This window comes from Caballeronia sp. LZ065 (genome assembly GCF_031450975.1).
Taxonomy (GTDB): domain Bacteria; phylum Pseudomonadota; class Gammaproteobacteria; order Burkholderiales; family Burkholderiaceae; genus Caballeronia.
Genome location: NZ_JARUXV010000044.1, coordinates 56077 through 72760 on the forward strand (window position 1 = coordinate 56077; position 16684 = coordinate 72760).

Annotated in this window: 16 protein-coding genes; 14 read left to right on the top strand and 2 right to left on the bottom strand. The window is 65.0% G+C overall.

The window, feature by feature from the left end; genetic code table 11:
• A complete protein-coding gene (locus QCE63_RS35845; protein WP_309840059.1) occupies positions 1-1044 on the bottom strand; it encodes a GntR family transcriptional regulator in 1044 nt (347 codons plus the stop codon).
• 126 nt (positions 1045-1170) lie between these two features.
• Between QCE63_RS35845 and QCE63_RS35850 the strand changes: the two genes are divergently transcribed.
• Genes QCE63_RS35850 through QCE63_RS35870 form a run of 5 tightly spaced genes read left to right on the top strand, consistent with a single transcriptional unit; the run spans position 1171 to position 7066 of the window.
• Positions 1171-2538 (top strand): homoserine dehydrogenase, encoded by a 1368-nt coding sequence (locus QCE63_RS35850; protein WP_309840061.1) that lies wholly within the window; start codon positions 1171-1173, stop codon positions 2536-2538.
• 38 nt (positions 2539-2576) lie between these two features.
• Positions 2577-3878 (top strand): MFS transporter, encoded by a 1302-nt coding sequence (locus QCE63_RS35855; RefSeq protein WP_309840063.1) that lies wholly within the window; start codon positions 2577-2579, stop codon positions 3876-3878.
• The gene (locus QCE63_RS35860; protein ID WP_309840065.1) at positions 3875-4780 is read left to right on the top strand and encodes an amidohydrolase family protein; all 906 of its coding nucleotides are present in this window, start codon (positions 3875-3877) and stop codon (positions 4778-4780) included. The genes QCE63_RS35855 and QCE63_RS35860 overlap by 4 nt, the downstream gene beginning before the upstream one ends.
• 19 nt (positions 4781-4799) lie before the next feature.
• Complete coding sequence (locus QCE63_RS35865; RefSeq protein WP_309840067.1) at positions 4800-5729, top strand: amidohydrolase family protein; 930 nt, start codon at positions 4800-4802, stop codon at positions 5727-5729.
• Positions 5730-5767: 38 nt separating this feature from the next.
• On the top strand, positions 5768-7066 hold the full coding sequence (locus QCE63_RS35870) for an MFS transporter (protein ID WP_309840068.1): 1299 nt from the start codon (positions 5768-5770) through the stop codon (positions 7064-7066).
• A 39-nt stretch (positions 7067-7105) separates the two neighbouring features.
• Here QCE63_RS35870 and QCE63_RS35875 read toward each other — a convergent pair whose 3' ends face one another.
• Positions 7106-7780 carry a GntR family transcriptional regulator gene (locus QCE63_RS35875; RefSeq protein ID WP_309840070.1) on the bottom strand — a complete coding sequence of 225 codons (675 nt, stop codon included), beginning with the start codon at positions 7778-7780 and terminating at the stop codon, positions 7106-7108.
• A gap of 215 nt (positions 7781-7995) precedes the next feature.
• Here QCE63_RS35875 and QCE63_RS35880 point away from each other — a divergent pair, with 215 nt between their 5' ends.
• The 9 genes from QCE63_RS35880 to QCE63_RS35920 all read left to right on the top strand — a co-directional run bounded on the left by QCE63_RS35880 (position 7996) and on the right by QCE63_RS35920 (position 16681).
• Positions 7996-8748 carry an ABC transporter substrate-binding protein gene (locus tag QCE63_RS35880; RefSeq protein WP_309840072.1) on the top strand — a complete coding sequence of 251 codons (753 nt, stop codon included), beginning with the start codon at positions 7996-7998 and terminating at the stop codon, positions 8746-8748.
• Between the two features lie 92 nt (positions 8749-8840).
• Complete coding sequence (locus tag QCE63_RS35885) at positions 8841-9500, top strand: amino acid ABC transporter permease (protein ID WP_309840074.1); 660 nt, start codon at positions 8841-8843, stop codon at positions 9498-9500.
• Positions 9497-10228 carry an amino acid ABC transporter ATP-binding protein gene (locus QCE63_RS35890; RefSeq protein WP_309840076.1) on the top strand — a complete coding sequence of 244 codons (732 nt, stop codon included), beginning with the start codon at positions 9497-9499 and terminating at the stop codon, positions 10226-10228. Before QCE63_RS35885 ends, QCE63_RS35890 begins: the two co-directional genes overlap by 4 nt.
• Positions 10221-11561, top strand: a complete 1341-nt coding sequence (locus QCE63_RS35895; RefSeq protein WP_309840078.1) for an FAD-binding oxidoreductase — start codon at positions 10221-10223, stop codon at positions 11559-11561. Before QCE63_RS35890 ends, QCE63_RS35895 begins: the two co-directional genes overlap by 8 nt.
• 45 nt (positions 11562-11606) lie before the next feature.
• The gene (locus QCE63_RS35900; RefSeq protein WP_309840080.1) at positions 11607-11960 is read left to right on the top strand and encodes a cupin domain-containing protein; all 354 of its coding nucleotides are present in this window, start codon (positions 11607-11609) and stop codon (positions 11958-11960) included.
• Between the two features lie 164 nt (positions 11961-12124).
• Complete coding sequence (locus tag QCE63_RS35905) at positions 12125-13471, top strand: LLM class flavin-dependent oxidoreductase (protein WP_309840082.1); 1347 nt, start codon at positions 12125-12127, stop codon at positions 13469-13471.
• On the top strand, positions 13468-13980 hold the full coding sequence (locus QCE63_RS35910) for a flavin reductase family protein (protein ID WP_309840084.1): 513 nt from the start codon (positions 13468-13470) through the stop codon (positions 13978-13980). Before QCE63_RS35905 ends, QCE63_RS35910 begins: the two co-directional genes overlap by 4 nt.
• Before the next feature lie 140 nt (positions 13981-14120).
• The gene (locus QCE63_RS35915; protein ID WP_309840085.1) at positions 14121-15374 is read left to right on the top strand and encodes an MFS transporter; all 1254 of its coding nucleotides are present in this window, start codon (positions 14121-14123) and stop codon (positions 15372-15374) included.
• Positions 15375-15415: 41 nt separating this feature from the next.
• Positions 15416-16681 carry an FAD-binding oxidoreductase gene (locus QCE63_RS35920; RefSeq protein WP_309840086.1) on the top strand — a complete coding sequence of 422 codons (1266 nt, stop codon included), beginning with the start codon at positions 15416-15418 and terminating at the stop codon, positions 16679-16681.
• The last annotated feature ends 3 nt before the right edge of the window (positions 16682-16684 follow it).

Genomic DNA, 16684 nt, shown 5'->3' on the forward strand with positions numbered 1-16684 from the left:
TCATTGCGCCTCGTGTTCCGCGGCGGGGGCCGGTTCCGTATCATGCGGCGACAGTTGCTCCCACGTGCTGTGCACATGCCGGCGCAGGAATTCGCCGAGCTTCGCGCCATCGCGGGCGCTCAGCAGGCGAATGATGACCTCGTGTTCGTCGATGGCGGTATGCCACGTCTCCGACGTCACGCTGCCCTGAAACCGGTAGCGGTACAACTGCCGGTTCAGGCGCTCGTGCACCTCCCTGAGCGTCGCGTTCTTTGCGGCCGCGATGATGCTCGTATGGATCGCCTGATTGAGCCGGAAGTAGTTCATCCGGTCGCGCCGCTCGTATGCCGCATGCATTTCATGATGCAGCGCGCGGATTTCGGCAATCTCCTCGCCGGTCGCCATCCGGCAGGCCGCCTCGCCACCGAACGCCTCGATCACCCCCAGCACGTCCAGCTTCTCGGCGATTTCCGCCGCCCCCAGGTCTGCCACCACCGCGCCGCGCTTCGGCAGCACGACCACTAAGCCATCGCTTGCCAGCTCCTTCAAAGCCTCGCGCAGAGGCGTGCGCGATACGTCGAGCCGCTCGGCCAGCGTGCGCTCGCGCAGGCGCTCGCCGGGCTTGAGTTCGTCAGTGGCAATGAGCGTGCGCAAACGCTGCGCGATCTGCATCGACAGCAGTTCGTCGGGCGCTTCGCCGTTCCCTGAAGCTTCGATGTCGTCTTCGGAATCCGTCATGGGGCGATCCTTCTTGGCCGAAACGCATCGTCGGCTCTGTTGGTATGCCACTTTACCAGCGCGCGTACGGCGAAGACAGCCGCGCAAGCCTTTTGCTCTCCATGGTGTTATCCCGCACTTGACCGGATGATGACCTCCGGATAAATTTTGGTATACCAAAACGGCAATTTCATCACATGAAAGCAGATGAAGCGCCGTCGCGAATAACGATGAAACCGGCAGGAAGCCACGCCCGGAGACCTGTGAAAGCCTTATCCAATAAGGCTTTACACCCGATTGACGGGTACCGCTACAGAACGTCTTCAACAGGCCGCCCAGCCCGATCATTGGTATACCGCGCCAGATCATCAGGCAGACCGCTCAACCTGAAAACGACCGCCGCTTCAGGCCGTCATCCGCCGGAATGTGCGGCACAGCACACTCCCGCTCGCCCAAGGACAAGGACGAACACACATGAATTACGAACATCTCTTCCAGTCGCTCGGCAGCCGCACGATCCGCATGGCGCTCGTCGGGCCGAAGGGCGGCTTCGGCCGCTCGCTGCTGGTGCAATGCCGCGCGTTGCCGGGCATCGAGATCGCCGCGCTGTGCGACCTGGACGTGGACGGCACGCTCGCCACCCTCGCCTCGCTCGGTTTCGACGCCAGCGCGGTCGCCGTCTGCAACGATGCCGCCGATGTCCGCACCGCGCGCGCGGACAGCCGCATGGCGCTGGTCGCCGATTACCGGCTGCTCGACGGCGTGGAGCTCGACATCCTCGTCGAGGCGACCGGCCAGCCCGAAGCGAGCGTGCGGATTGCGGAGAACGCGCTGCGGCGCGGCGTGCACGTCGCGATGGCGACCAAGGAAACCGACTCGGTCGTCGGACCGTATCTGAACCAGCTGGCGCTGGAGAACAAGGTCGTCTACACGACGCCCGACGGCGACCAGCCGAGCAACCTGATTGGCCTCGTCACGTGGGCGCGGGTCCTCGGCTTCGAAGTCGTGGCGGCGGGCAAGTCGAGCGAATACGACTACATCTACGATCCGGCCGCGCACAGCATCGACTATCTGGAGCAGCGCCACGCGGTGTCGCTGGATGCGTGCTGGGCGCTCGGCGACGACATCCCCGCGACGCTCGCGACTCGCAGCCAGGCGCTTTCGATGCTGCCGCAAAGCGCGACGCCCGACTATTGCGAACTGAACGTGGTCGCGAATTCCACCGGCCTGCTGCCCGCCGCCGACGCGCTGAACTACCCGCTCGCGCGCATCAGCGAACTGGCGGACATCTTCGTGCCGAAGGAAGACGGCGGCATTCTGGAGCGCACCGGCGTGGTCGATGTCTTCAACTGCCTGCGCCGTCCGGACGACGTCAGCTTTGGCGGCGGCGTATTCGTCATCGTGCGCTGCAAGGATGACGAGACCTGGCAATTGCTGAAGCAGAAGGGCCATGTGGTCGGCAAGAACGGACGCTACGCATGCATCTACCTGCCCTATCACCTGATGGGTCTCGAAACCCCGATGAGCCTGTTCTCCGCCGTGTTGCTCAACCAGCCGACGGGCAGCGCCGCGCAACGGCCGCACGCGCGCATGGTGGCGCGCGTGGAGCGTGACTTCAAGGCGGGCGAGACGCTGACGATGGGCGGCCATCACCACACCATCGAGGGCGCGACGCCCCTGCTCGTCGATACGGCCAAGGCCGGCGGCGCCGCGCCGTTCTATCTGGCGGCCAACAAGCGCCTGCTCGCCGATGTCGCGAAGGGCGAACGGGTGCCGCTCGCCGCGCTGGATCTCGAAGGCTCCGCGCTGTACGCGGCATGGCAGCGCAACCCGGCGCACTGAGCGTTGACGCACTCGAATCAGAAATAGAGAGAAGAGACATGCAAACCGAAAGTCCCGTTGCGGCATCGTCCGGATCGATCCGCTCGCTCGCGTCCACCACGCGCTGGCGCATGGTGCTGCTGCTGTTCGTGCTGTACACGATCAACTGCGTCGACCGGATGTCGTTGTCCATCGCGATGCCGACCATCGTGCACGAGTTCCATCTCGCCGCGACCATGCAGGGGCTGATTCTCTCGGCATTCTTCTGGACCTACAGCACGTTCCAGATTCCCGCCGGCTGGGCCGCCGACCGCTTCGGCGGGCGTCGCATGATCGGCATTGCGGCGGTGTTGTGGGGCGGCTTTCAGTGTCTCGCGGCCTTCGCGGTGAATGGCGTGACGTTGCTCCTGTCGCGCATCGGCCTCGGCGTGTTCGAAGCGCCGTACATGCCGGCCGCGACCAAGCTCACGGCCGCGTGGCTGCCGCCTGCCGAACGCGCGCGCGGCGTCACGCTGATCGACAGCGGCGCACCGCTCGGCTCGGCCATCGGCGGGCTCGCCATCAGCGCGCTGCTCGCGTTCACGGGCTCGTGGCGCACGGCGTTCCTGATCGTCGGCGGGCTGACCATCGTGTTCGGTCTGGTGGTGTATCGCCTGCTGCGCGAAACGCCCGAACAGCATCCCGGTATCGACGAAAGCGAAGCCGCCTATATCCGCGCGCAAAAGCTCGCCGCCGGGGAAGCGCCTCGCGCGCAGAAAGCGCCGCTCTCGCGCGCCACGATCGCGGCGATGGTGGTCGGCCGCATCGGCTGGGCCATGGTGTTCTTCGGGCTCGTGACGTGGGGACCGAACTATCTCTCCGCCGGACGCGGTCTCGACATCCGCAGCATGGGCTTCGCTACCTTCCTGATCTTTCTGGCGGGCGCCATCGGCGAAGTGCTGTCGGGCGTGACCGCCGACTGGCTGCAAAAGCGCTTCTCGCGCAAGGTGGCGTTCCGGATTCTGTTCGGTCTGTCGGGCGGCATGTCGCTGGTCTGCCTGCTCGCGCTGCCCTTCGTGTCGGACATTCGCTATGCGGTCGCGCTGCTGTCGCTCGGCGTGTTCTTCCATCTGTGGGGCGGCCTCTACTGGCTGATTCCCGCGATGCTCGCGCCGCGCGAACAGGTCGGCCTCGTCGGCGGCGTGATGAACTTCGCGGGCACGGGTGGCGCCATCGTGGTGCCGATCGTCGTCGGCGTGCTCGTCGATGCCACCGGCGGCTTCAACGCCGTCATCCTGTTCTTCGCCGCCGCGGCGTTCGCGTATCTGGTCGGCTCGCTGCTGATCGACTTCGGCGGCGGCAAAGCCGGAGAGCGCGCATGACGACGCGCTACGACGGCCCGGTCATCGACGCCCATCAGCACTTCTGGAATCTCGAAGCGAATCACTATCCGTGGCTCGCGGGCGACACGCTGGTGCCGCACCGCTACGGCGACTATTCCGCGATCAAGCGCACCTACCTGCCGGCGGACTATCTGCGCGATGCCGCCGGTCACGACGTGGTCGGCAGCGTGTATGTCGAAGCGGAATGGGATCCGGCTGATCCGCTCGGCGAGACGCGCTATGTGTCGCAACTGGCGGCGTCGAGCGGACGGCCCAATGCGATCGCCGCGCAAGCCTGGCTCGATCGCGACGACACCGGCACCTTGCTCGCCGCGCAGGCTGCGTTCGAACGCGTGCGCAGCGTGCGCCACAAGCCCGGCGCGCCGGATGACGCGGGCCGCACGCTGATGTCCGACGCGCGCTGGCTGCGCGGCTATGCGCAACTCGCGCAACACGGATTGCATTTTGAATTGCAGGCGCCGTGGACCCAGATGCACGAGGCCGCCCGCCTCGCCCGCGACTTTCCCGAAACATTGCTGATCGTGAATCACTCGGGCGTGCCGGGCGACCGCTCGCCGGACACGCTGCGCGGCTGGGGCCAAGCGATGGCCGCGCTCGCCGCGCTGCCGAATGTCGCCGTGAAGGTGTCGGGATTGTGCGAACGCGGCCAGCCGTGGAGCGTGGCGGCGAACCAGCCGGTCACCGATACGCTGCACGCGCTGTTCGGCGCGGAGCGGCTGATGTTCGGCAGTAACTTTCCGGTCGACGGCATGTTCATCTCGCTCGACGGCCTGCTGAACGGTTTCAAGCAACTCGTGCGCGCGTGGCCGCAGGCGCAGCAGCGGGCGTTTTTCCATGACACGGCCGAGCGTGTGTATCGCCCGCTCGGACTGGCTTCCTGACCACTCAAAGGACTTCCGCATGACCACCCGGACCGACAACGCGCTCGGCTTCACACTGCCGATCCTCGATGCCCATCATCATTTCTGGGATCTGTCGGACGGCACGTTTCCGTGGCTCACCGACGAATACGACGACACCTTTTTCCTCGGCGATTACCGCCAGATGTGCAGCGACTTCCTGCCCGAGCAATATCGCCGCGCGACGGCGGGCTTCGATGTGATCGGCACGGTGCACGTGGAAGCGGAACGCTCGCGCAAGGAACAGGTGCGCGAAACCGAATGGCTCACGCAACTGAACGCCAAAACCGGGCTGCCGAGCGCGATCGTCGGCCATGTGTTCTTCGTGCAGCCAGATTGCGAAGCGATTCTCGCGGGCCATGCGAAAAGCCCGCTGATGCGCGGCGTGCGCTCGAAGCCGGAAATCTCGGCGGGCCCGGGCGACTCGGTGCAGGGACGCCCCGGCACGATGCAGGACGACGCCTGGCTGCGCGGCCTCGCCCTGCTCGGCAAATACGGCTTCTCGTGGGACTTGCGCGTGCCGTACTGGCATCTGGAGGAAGCGGCGGCGGTGGCGCGGGCGTTTCCCGACACGCCGATCGTCACGAATCATCTGGGCCTGCCGCTCGACCGCTCGGAGGAAGGCATCGCGATCTGGCGCACGGGGATGGAAGCGCTCGCGGCCTGCCCCAACGTGTTCCTGAAAGTATCGGAACTCGGCCTGCCGAACGGTACGTGGGACAGCGCGAGCAACCGCCGCGTGATCCGCGAAGCCGTGGAACTGTTCGGCTATGACCGCTCGATGTTCGCGAGCAATCTGCCGGTGGGCAATCTGTCGGCGAGCATGACGGAGATCGTCGCCGATGTGCTCGCGGCCGTTCCGCAGGCCGACGAAACGCAACTGCGCCAGCTCTTCGCCGGCACGGCGAAACGCTTTTATCGAATCGACTGACCCGGGCTCGGCCCAAAAAAACCATTACGAGACAAGCAATGCAGACCATCGACGAAAACGCGCTGTTCCGGAAAATATCGATACGGATTCTTCCGGTTTTAATGCTCGGCTTTTTCTTTTCTTATCTGAACCGCGTGAACGTGGGCTTCGCCAAGCTGCAAATGGCGAGCGACCTGAGCTTCAGCGACGCCGTCTATGGCTTCGGCGCGGGCATCTTCTTCGTCGGCTATTTTTTGCTTGAAGTGCCGAGCAACGTGATCCTCCACAAGGTGGGCGCGCGGCGCTGGATCTCGCGCATCATGGTGACGTGGGGCTTGATCTCGTGCGCGTCGATTTTCGTGCGCACGCCCACGCAGTTCTACATCATGCGTTTCCTGCTCGGGCTCGCCGAAGCGGGCTTCATTCCGGGCGCGATCTACTACATGAGCCAGTGGTATCCGTCCGTGCGACGCGGCCGCGCCTGGGGCGTGTTCTACATTGCGCTGGCTTCGTCGGGGGTGATCGGCGGGCTGGTGTCGGGCTCGATTCTCGGCTTCATGTCGGGACTCGGCGGCCTGCGCGGCTGGCAATGGCTGATCCTCGTCGAAGGCGTGCCCACCGTGCTGCTCGGCATCTATATCTTCTTCCGCATGAGCGAGGACATTGCCCGCGTGAAGTGGCTGTCGGAGCCGGAGAAAACGCACTTGACCGGCCTGCTCGCCGCGGAGAATCGCGACAAGCTCGGCCACGGTTTCGCCGCGCTGCTCGGCAACGGGCGCATCTGGGCACTGGTCGTGATCTACTTCGTCTACAACATGGGGCTCTACGCAATCAGCTTCTGGATGCCGACGCTGGTGCAGAAAATGGGCGTGAAGGATGCGTTCACCATCGGCGTGATGACGGCGATTCCGGGTGTGTGCGCCATCGTCAGCATGCTGGCCTTCGGGTATAGCGCCGACCGGCATAACGAACGCAAGTGGCATCTGATCGTGGCATTCGCGATGGCGGCAGTCGGTTTCTCGCTGTGCGTGCTGTGGCAGACGCAGCCGGTCCTCGGCCTGATTGCGCTGTGTATCGCGAACATGGGCGTGCTGTCGATTCCGGCGCTGTTCTGGAGCCTGCCGACCGCGTTCCTGACCGGCGTCACGGCGGCGGCGGGCATCGCGATGATCAACTCGCTCGGCAATCTCGCGGGCTTCGTCTCGCCGTACATGATCGGGTATCTGAAGGACATCACCGGACGCACCGATACAGCGTTGTTCGTCGTGGCGGGCGGGCTCGTGCTGGGCGCGCTGCTGGTCGCGGCGATCGTGCGCTCGCGTCCGCATGCGGCGCGTGTTCCGGCGGAGGCGCGTTGAGGTAGGGATTCACTGCCGCGCAACGCGCGGCAGTGACGTTCAATCCTTGCGCCGACGCGTCCCGAAGTGCAGATCGACCACGCTGCGAATGTGATACGTCATCTCCGCGATGCCGATGGTGGCATCGCGACGTTCCAGCGCGCTCAGCACGCGCGAGTGTTCGTCGATCGAATACTTGAGCCAGTTGGGCACGTCGTATTCGCGGCCGCGCGTCAGGCGGATCTTTTCGTGGATGGCCGTCAACTGCTGCAACAGCAACCCGTTGCCCGCGCCTTCCGCGAGCGTCAGGTGGAAGGCCGAGTCGTATACCGAGAAGCGTTGCCGGTCATTCGCCGCCAGCGCGTCCACCTGCCCGGCGATGGTTTCCCGCAGCCGGTCGAGGATCGAATCGTCGGCGCGCTCGACGCATAGCCGCACCGCCGTGGTTTCCAGACTCTCGCGCACTTCGTACAGGTCGCGCACGTCGCCGGGCGTCAGCTCCTTCACCTGATAGAAACGCCCCTTGCGTTCGACGAACCCTTCGTCGAGCAACTGCCGCAACGCCTCGCGCACCGGCGTGCGGCTCACGCCGTAGTGCGACGCCAGTTCTACTTCCTGGAGCGGCGCGCCTGCCAGCAGGCGCATCTCCAGGATCCCGGCCTTGATGCTGCCGTACACGCTGCCGCGCAAGGGCCCGTTGGCCGCGCCTTCGGCAATCACGTCGTCGTCCGACATCTTCTTCCTCTCTGTCGCTCGGGTCGCCAGCCGGCGTTACCCATCGGTTCAGCATACCGAAAATCCGTTAGAACGGGAAAATACCCACAAAAAACCTGCAATCTAGGCTTGTTACGCTTTTTTGATGTGGTTAATGTATACCGAAAGCAGCGTGAAATCTTCGACGCGACACGCGACATCACGGTAAAACGATCACTTCAAAGGGGAGCTTCGCAATGAGGAACTGGCTTGGATTTTTCGCGGGTATCGCGATGGTAGCGGGGGTCACGTTGAGCGGCACGGCAGGCGCCGAGACGCTGAAAGTGGGCTCCACCCCCACGGGCGTCCCGTTCACGTTCCTCGACACGAAAAACGACACCATCACCGGCGTCATGGTCGACATCATGAGCCTGGTCGGCAAGGAAGCGGGCGATACCGTCACCACCGTGCCGCTGGCGTGGTCGGCGCTGATTCCGTCGCTCACGACCGGCAAGATCGATGCAGTGGCCGCCGCGATGTTCATCACGCCGGACCGCCAGAAAGTGGTCGATTTCACCGACCCCGTCTACCAGTACGGCGAAGGTCTGATCGTGCCGAAGTCGGACACGAAGAACTACGTGAGCTTCGCGGACCTGAAGGGCAAGGTGGTGGGCGCGCAGATTGGCACGCCGTTCCTGAAGGCGATGCAGGACTCCGGCCTGTTCGCCGAAGTGAAGGTCTATGAAACGCTCCAGGATCTGCTGCGCGACACCAATACGGGCCGCGTCGATGCCGCCGTCGCCGACTATCCGATCCTCGCCTATCAGGTCTCGCACGGCGGCTTCAACAACACGCGTCTCGTGACCAGTTACAAGCCCGTGATGCCGGGGCAGATCGGCATTGCAGTGCAAAAGGGGCATCCCGAGCGCATCGCGAAGCTCAACGCCGCCATTGCCAAGGTCAAGGCCGATGGCCGGATCGACGCCATCGTGAAGAAGTGGGGCCTGTGATCTCCATCTGGCCGGGGCCTGTCCGGCTCCGGCGCGCCGACCATGTTCGAGCAACCCTGCTCTGGCCGGCAACGGCCAGGAGAATCTGATTCATGCAAGACTTTTTCCAGCACTCGGCCGAATACCTGCCGATCCTTCTACGCGGCGTCAAGCTGACGATCATCGTCACGATTGGCTCGCTGCTGCTCTCCACCGTGCTCGGCATGGTATGGGCGCTGATGCGGGTCTCGGGCGTGCGTTCGCTCGACCTGATTGCGCGCGGCTTCATCAATTTCATTCGCGGCGTGCCGATCATCGTGCAGCTCTTCGTGATCTATTTCGTGCTGCCGGACTTCGGCATCTCGATCACGGCGTTGCAGGCGGCGATCATCGGTCTGGGCGTCGCGTATTCGGCGTACCAGGCGGAGAACTTCCGCGCCGGTATCCAGGCGATCGACAAGGGGCAAATCGAGGCGGCGCATTCCATCGGCATGCGCGGCGCGATGACCATGCGCCGCGTGATCCTGCCGCAGGCCTTCAGGATCGCGCTGCCGCCCTACGGCAACACCATGATCATGATGCTCAAGGACAGCTCGCAGGCATCGACCATCACGGTGGCCGAGCTTGCGCTGCAAGGCAAGCTGATCGCATCGTCCACCTTCCAGAACACGACGGTCTTCACGCTGGTCGCGGCGCTCTATCTGGTGATGTGCATTCCGCTGTTCCTGCTCGTGGGCCAGCTTGAAAAGAGACTCGGGAGCGGACGCACATGATCGAACTGCACGACATTCACAAGAGCTACGGTTCGCTCGAAGTCATCAAGGGCGTGTCGGCCACGGTATCGAAGGGTGAAGTGGTGTGCCTCATTGGGCCTTCGGGGTCGGGCAAGTCCACCATTCTTCGCTGCATCAACGGGCTGGAGAATTATCAGTCGGGCACGATCACGGTCGAAGGGCGCAAGGTGGACGCGGCGCATCGCTCGATCGCCGAACTGCGCGCGAGCGTGTCGATGGTGTTCCAGCGCTTCAACCTGTTTCCGCACCGGACGGTGCTCGAGAACGTGATCGAAGGGCCCATCTTCGTCAAGCGCGAGCCGAAGAAGGAAGCCATGGAACGCGGCCGCAGCCTGCTGGCGCGCGTTGGCCTGTCCGCCAAGGAACACGCGTATCCGGCGCAACTGTCGGGCGGCCAGCAGCAGCGCGTGGCAATCGCGCGGGCGCTCGCCATGCAGCCGAAGGCCATTCTCTTCGACGAGCCGACCTCCGCGCTCGACCCCGAACTGGTCGGCGAAGTCCTCGCGGTGATGCGCAACCTCGCCGACGAGCAGATGACCATGATCGTCGTCACGCATGAAATGGGCTTCGCGCGCGATGTCGCGGACCGCGTGCTGTTTCTGGACGGCGGCAGGATCGTCGAACAGGGCGCGGCCAGGGAAGTGCTGGGCAATCCGCAGCATCCGCGAACACAGGACTTTTTGAAGCGAGTCATCGAGCATGTCTGATTCCACGCTGACGCCCGCCGCGCAATTCCGCGCCACAGCGCCCGGCGAACTCTTTCCGCTGGCCCCTTCGCTGTGGGCTCACACAGCCCTTCCCGCTGTCTCCACGCCCGCGCTCGGCGAAAGCTGCACGGCGGATGTCGTGATCGTCGGCGCGGGCTATGCCGGTTTGTCGACGGCCTGCCATCTCGCGAAACACGGCGTGAACGTCGTCGTGCTGGAAGCGCGCGAACCGGGCTGGGGCGGCTCGGGCCGCAACGGCGGGCAGATCATTCCGGGCCTCAAGTACGATCCGGACGAACTGGAAGCGCGCTTCGGCCCTGAAGCGGGCCGCGCGGTGGCGGCGTTCGCCGGTTCCACGACCGAGCACGTCTTCAGGATGATCGACACCGAAAAGCTCGCGGTGCCGCACGTGCGCCACGGCTGGGTGCAAGGCGCGCACAACGACGCCGCGCTGCACACGGTCGAGTCGCGCATGCGCCAATGGGAGCGGCGCGGTTTGAAAGGCGCGCAACTGCTGGATGCCACGCAAGTGCGCAACCTGCTTGGCACGCATGCGTACAAGGGCGGCTGGCTCGACCCGCGCGCGGGCGGCCTGCAACCGTTGACGTATGCGCGAGAACTTGCCCGCGTGGCGATTGCGTCGGGCGCGCGCATCTTCGGCCGGACGCCCGTGACGGGCTGGCAGCGGGAAGGCAATGCGTGGAAGGTGAACACGGCCCTCGGTCCGCATGTGACGGCCAAAACGGTCATCGTATGCACCAATGCCTACACGCGCGAACTGTCCTCGAAGCTGTCGAGCACGGTGATCACGCCGAACTCATACCAACTCTCCACCGTGCCGCTGACCGCGCAGCAAGCGGAGAGCGTCATGCCGGGCGGACAGGTTTCGTCCGACACGCGCAACCTGCTGCTGTATTTCCGCAAGGACCATACGGGCCGTCTGCTGATGGGCGGACGCGGGCCGTTCCGCCAGCCTGCATCGAACAACGACTGGGCGCATCTCGAACGCGCCGTCGTGAAGATGTTCCCGCAACTCGCGGGCATTGGCTTCGATCACCGCTGGTGCGGCCATGTCTCGGTGACGCGCGATTTCCTGCCGCATGTGCATGAACCCGAGCCGGGCTTGCTCATCAATATCGGCTGCATGGGGCGGGGCGTCGCGCTGGAAACCGCGATGGGCGATGCGCTCGCCCGCTACACCCTCACACGCGATGCGCGCGCCCTGCCCTTCCCGCTGACCCGTATCTCGCCGATCCCGTTCCACGGCTTGCAGCGGCTCTATCTCGCGGCGGTGGTGAGCTGGTATCGCATGCGCGACGCCGGATTGCTGTGATCGCGGCGTTCGCTCTCCCTGACACGACCTTAAAAAACGAAGCCCATGTCCCTCCTCGTCTCACTCGACACTGCTCCCGGTTTCGCGCCCCAACCCGGCGCGCCGCTGCCCGAACGGCTGATATCGGGCAATCCGCAGAATAAGACGTGGCTCCTCGACGAAGCCTTCGACGGCAAGATCCAGACCGGCATCTGGGAATCGACGCCGGGCGCGAACCGCTCGATCCGGGGCGAGATGTTCGAGTTCTGCCACATCCTGTCGGGCGTCGTGGAAATCACCGAGGACGGCGGCTCGCCCGTGCGCTACGGCCCCGGCGACAGCTTCCTGATCAAGCCCGGTTTCACCGGCGTGTGGCGCAACATCGAGACGGTACGAAAGATTTTCGTCATTTACGAGTAGTCCCGGAGGCCCGCAGCACCGCACTGACGCCGCCCTATTCGCTTTCCGGATAGCCAACCAATTTTGACAGCGTTGAGTCGCCCGATTTCGCGACTCACCATGCTTACATGACGCCGCTTCACACCGGAGCGGCGAGATGAACGGCAGCACATGGAGGTGTCGGAATGACGAAGGACGGCAAGCTCAGACTCGGTCTCTCGATGCGGTATCTCGGCTATCACGTGGCCGCGTGGCGGCATCCGTCGGTGCCCGCCGATGGCGCGCTCAGCTTCGAGCATTTCCTGAACACGGCGCGCAAGGCGGAAGCCGCTCACTTCGACATGATTTTCTTCGCGGATGGCCTCGGCATCCGCGCCAACGACAATCCCCAAGGCTCGCTTGCCCGCGACATGCGCAACGCGGAACTCGAACCGCTGACGCTGCTGGCGGCGCTCGCGGCCACGACGCGCAACATCGGTCTGGTGGCGACGGCATCGACCACGTACAACGAGCCGTTCCACATCGCGCGCAAGTACGCATCGATCGATCACATCAGCGGCGGGCGCGCGGGCTGGAACGTGGTGACGTCGTGGTCGGATGAAGAGGCGCAGAACTTCAGCCGCACCGAGAACCTCGCCTACGCGCACCGTTACGAACGCGCCGATGAATTCGTGGACGTCGTGCGCTCGCTGTGGAACAGCTGGGAAGACGATGCCTTCGTGCGCGACAAGGCGTCGGGCCTGTTCTACGACGAAGCGAAGCTGCACACACCGAACCACAAGGGCAAGCACTTCCAGGTGCGCGGCCCGCTGAACTCAGCGCGCACGCCGCAGGGACAGCCGGTCATCGTGCAAGCGGGCGCGTCGGAGGCGGGCCGCAGGCTCGCGGCGCGCTGTGCGGAAGTGGTCTATAGCAACGCGCACGATCTCAGCAGCGCACAGGCCTATTACGCCGACCTCAAAGGCCGGCTCGCTGCTCACGGCCGGCAGCCGGATGACCTGCTCATCATGCCGGGCATCGCGCCCTTCGTTGCCGCCACGCGTGAGGAAGCCCGTGACAAATACGATGAACTCCAGGCGCTGATCCATCCGCTGAGCGGACTGGCCGCGCTGTACGGCCAGCTGGGCGATCTGTCGGGCTATCCGCTGGATGGTCCGGTGCCCGCTCTCGACACGATGAACACGAAGAACATCGGCAGCATCGCGCAGAACCTGGTCGAGGTCGCGCATGCCGAGAACCTGTCCATCCGGCAACTCGGTCAGCGCGTGGCGTCGACGTTCGGCGTGCGTTTGCTGATCGGCACGGCGGCGGATATCGCCGACGAAATGGAGGCATGGTTCCGCAACGACGCCGCCGACGGCTTCAACATCTGCCCGCCGATTCTTCCCACCGGCATGGACGACATGAGCGATTTTCTCGTGCCCGAGCTGCGTCGGCGCGGGCTGTTCCGCTCGCGCTATGAAGGCACGACCTTGCGCGCGAATCTCGGCCTCGCGCCGAGCGTTTTCAGGTCCAGCGGAGGCACGCGATGATGCCGACCGCAACCGATACGGAACACAGCTTCCAGGACGCCATGGCGCTGTTCGCGGCAGGCGTGACGGCCGTCACCACCTTGCGCGACGGCAAGCCCGCCGGGCTGATCGCGACGTCGGTGTGCAGCCTGTCGTCGGATCCGCCTTCGCTCGTCGTATGCGTGAACAAGAACGCCTCGGCGCACGACGCGATCGTCGCGCACGGCACGTTCGCGGTGAACCTGCTGTCGGTGGAACAAAGCGACATCGTCGACCGCTTTCGCGCGGCGAAAGGCGATGCGCGCTTCGAGCCCGGCCAGTGGACGACGCTCGAAACCGGCGCGCCTGTGCTCGCCGATGCCGCCGTCGTGCTCGATTGCCGGCTCGACAAGTGCCACGACGGCTACACGCATTCGATCTTCGTCGGCGTGATCGAGCGGATTTCGTCGCGCCGCGATGTCGATCCCGCTTGTCTGCTCTGGCATGGCCGGAGCTTCGCGCGCAGCACGCCGCTGGGCGCGGCGCAGTGATTTTTGAAAGGCAGTTGAGGTCTGTTTCAGCACTATCGCTATTGAACGTTGGCACCACGGCATCCGGCGGCCGCTCCGCCTGCTCAAGACTGCAAAGGATGAATATGTTGAACAAGGCCAGCACCCTGGACACTCCCGTCGTGGACCAACCCGCTCCAAACCGCGTGCGGGACGTCATCGCCGCGAACTTCGGCACCTTCTTCGAATGGTTCGACCTGCTCGTGTACGCGATGTTCGCGATCACGGTGTCGAAGCTGTTCTTTCCGACCGGCGACGGGCAGTCCGCGTTGCTGCTCAGTCTGCTCACCTTCGGCAGTTCCTTCGTGATCCGTCCGGTGGGCGCGATCGTGCTCGGCGTCATCGCGGACCGGCGCGGCCGGCGCTTCGCGCTCAGTCTGGCCGCCCTGCTGATGCTGCTCGGCACGGCGACCATCGCCATCGTGCCGACTTATGAAAGCATCGGCGTGCTCGCGCCGGTGATTCTCGTCGCCGGACGGCTGCTGCAAGGCTTCTCGGCGGGCGGGGAATTCGGCGCGGCGAACTCGTTCCTGACCGAACAGGACAAGCGCCGCATGGCCTTCTTCGGCAGCCTGCAGTTTTCGGCGTCGGGCCTCGCGGTGCTGACTTCGTCGCTGTTTGCCTACTGCATCAACCACTTCCTGACGGCCGAGCAGGTCAATTCGTGGGGCTGGCGTCTGCCCTTCGTGTTCGGCTGCCTGATCGGGCCGGTCGGCCTGTATATCCGCCGCAAGGTGAGCGAGACCGCCGACTTCGAACAGGTGAAGAAGACCGAGCATTCACCGCTGCGCGAAACGGCGCGCTCGCACAAGGCGGCCGTCTTGATCGGCGCGATCGTCGCGGGCGCAGGCGGACTTGCCAGCTTCATCAACATCTACATGCCGACCTTCGCGATCAACAATCTCGGCGTCAGCAAGGATGCGGCGTTTTCGTCGTCGATTGCGAGCGGCCTGGTGTGCGTGCTGCTGCCACTGGTCGGCGGCATGGCGGCGGACCGCTTCGGCACCGTGAAAGTGATGCGCGCCGCGCTTGTCACCGGCATGGTGCTGATCCTGCCGCTGTTCTACATGCTGACAAGCGCGCCGGGCCCGGTCACGCTCGTCGCGTTTCAGTGCATTCTTTCGCTGGTGTTCTACAGCTTCTATTACTCGCCGGTCGGTTCGCTGCTGACGCAGCTGTTTCCGGCGAGCTGCCGCACGACCGGCGTGTCGCTCGCTTATGTGATCGCGATGACGCTGTTCGGCGGCCTCACGCCGCTGGTGACGAGCCTGCTGGTCAAGACGACCGGCAGCATCATGTCGCCCGCGTGGTATCTGATCGCCGTCTCGGCGCTCGCGCTCTGCGGTCTCGCCGCAAGCCGGAAGCGCCTGGCCTGACGTCCGGGCCGCATCAACTGACTCATTTCGGAGCACGCGAGTTGAAACCGGATCTGCCCAAGCAAGTGTCCGTCGCCATTGTCGGCGGCGGGATCATCGGCGTGAGTTGCGCGCTGGCGCTGGCCCGCAAGGGCATCGACGTCGCGGTGTTCGAAAAGGGCACGGTGGCCGGCGAGCAATCGTCGCGCAACTGGGGCTGGATTCGCAGCGTGGGCCGCGATGTGCGTGAGTTGCCCTTGTCGATGCTCGCGAACGAACTCTGGAAAGAGCTCCAGTCGCAGGTCGATGTCGGCTATCGCACGACGGGCCTCGCCTATCTCGCCGCCTCCGATGCCGACATGGCCGCGCACGAGAAATGGCTCGACGCCGCGCAAACGAAGGGCGCGCACGCGCGGCTCATGGACCGCTCCGCGCTCGCGAAACTGATCCCGCCTTCGCAGCGGCCATGGGCGGGCGCGCTGTACAGCGACTCCGACGGCGTCGCCGAGCCGCTCGCCGCCACGCGCGGCATCGCCGATCTGGCGCGGGCGCACGGCGCGCGCATCATTGAACACTGCGCGGTGCGCGGGCTCGACGTGGCCGCCGGACGCGTCGCGGGCATCGTGACCGAGCACGGGCGCGTGCAATGCGCGGACGTGGTGCTGGCGGGCGGCGCGTGGTCGCGGCTGTTCTGCGGCAATCACGCCATCGACTTTCCGCAGCTCAAGGTGCATGCCTCGGTGATGCAGACCGCGCCCATCGACGCCGGCCTCGACGTCACCATCAACGGCGGCGACTTCACGTGCCGCAAGCGTAGCGATGGCGGCTATACGGTGTCGAAGCTCGGCGCATCGGTGGCGGACCTCACGCCCGACAGCATCCGTCTCAGCACGAAGTTCATGCGCGCGTGGCTCAGCGAGCGCAAGTATCTGAAGCTGCGCCTGGGCCGGCGTTTCTTCGAGGAAATGATGATTCCGCGCCGCTTCGGCCTCGACCGTCCCTCGCCGTTCGAAGCATGCAGGACGCTGGACCCGGCCGCCAATCTGCCGATGCTGCACGACGCGCTCGCCCGGCTCAAGGCCACCTTCCCGAGCTTCGCGGGCGCGACGATCCAGCGTGCATGGGCCGGCATGATCGACGTGACGCCGGACGCCATACCGGTCATCTCGAAGGTCAAGGCGCTGCCCGGCTTTCATCTCGGCTCGGGCTTCTCGGGACACGGATTCGGCATCGGGCCGGCCGCCGGGCAAGTGCTGGCGGATCTGGTGACCGGCGACCGTCCGCGCGTCGATCCGCGTGACTTTGCTCTCGAACGGTTTTCCTCCTAGGAT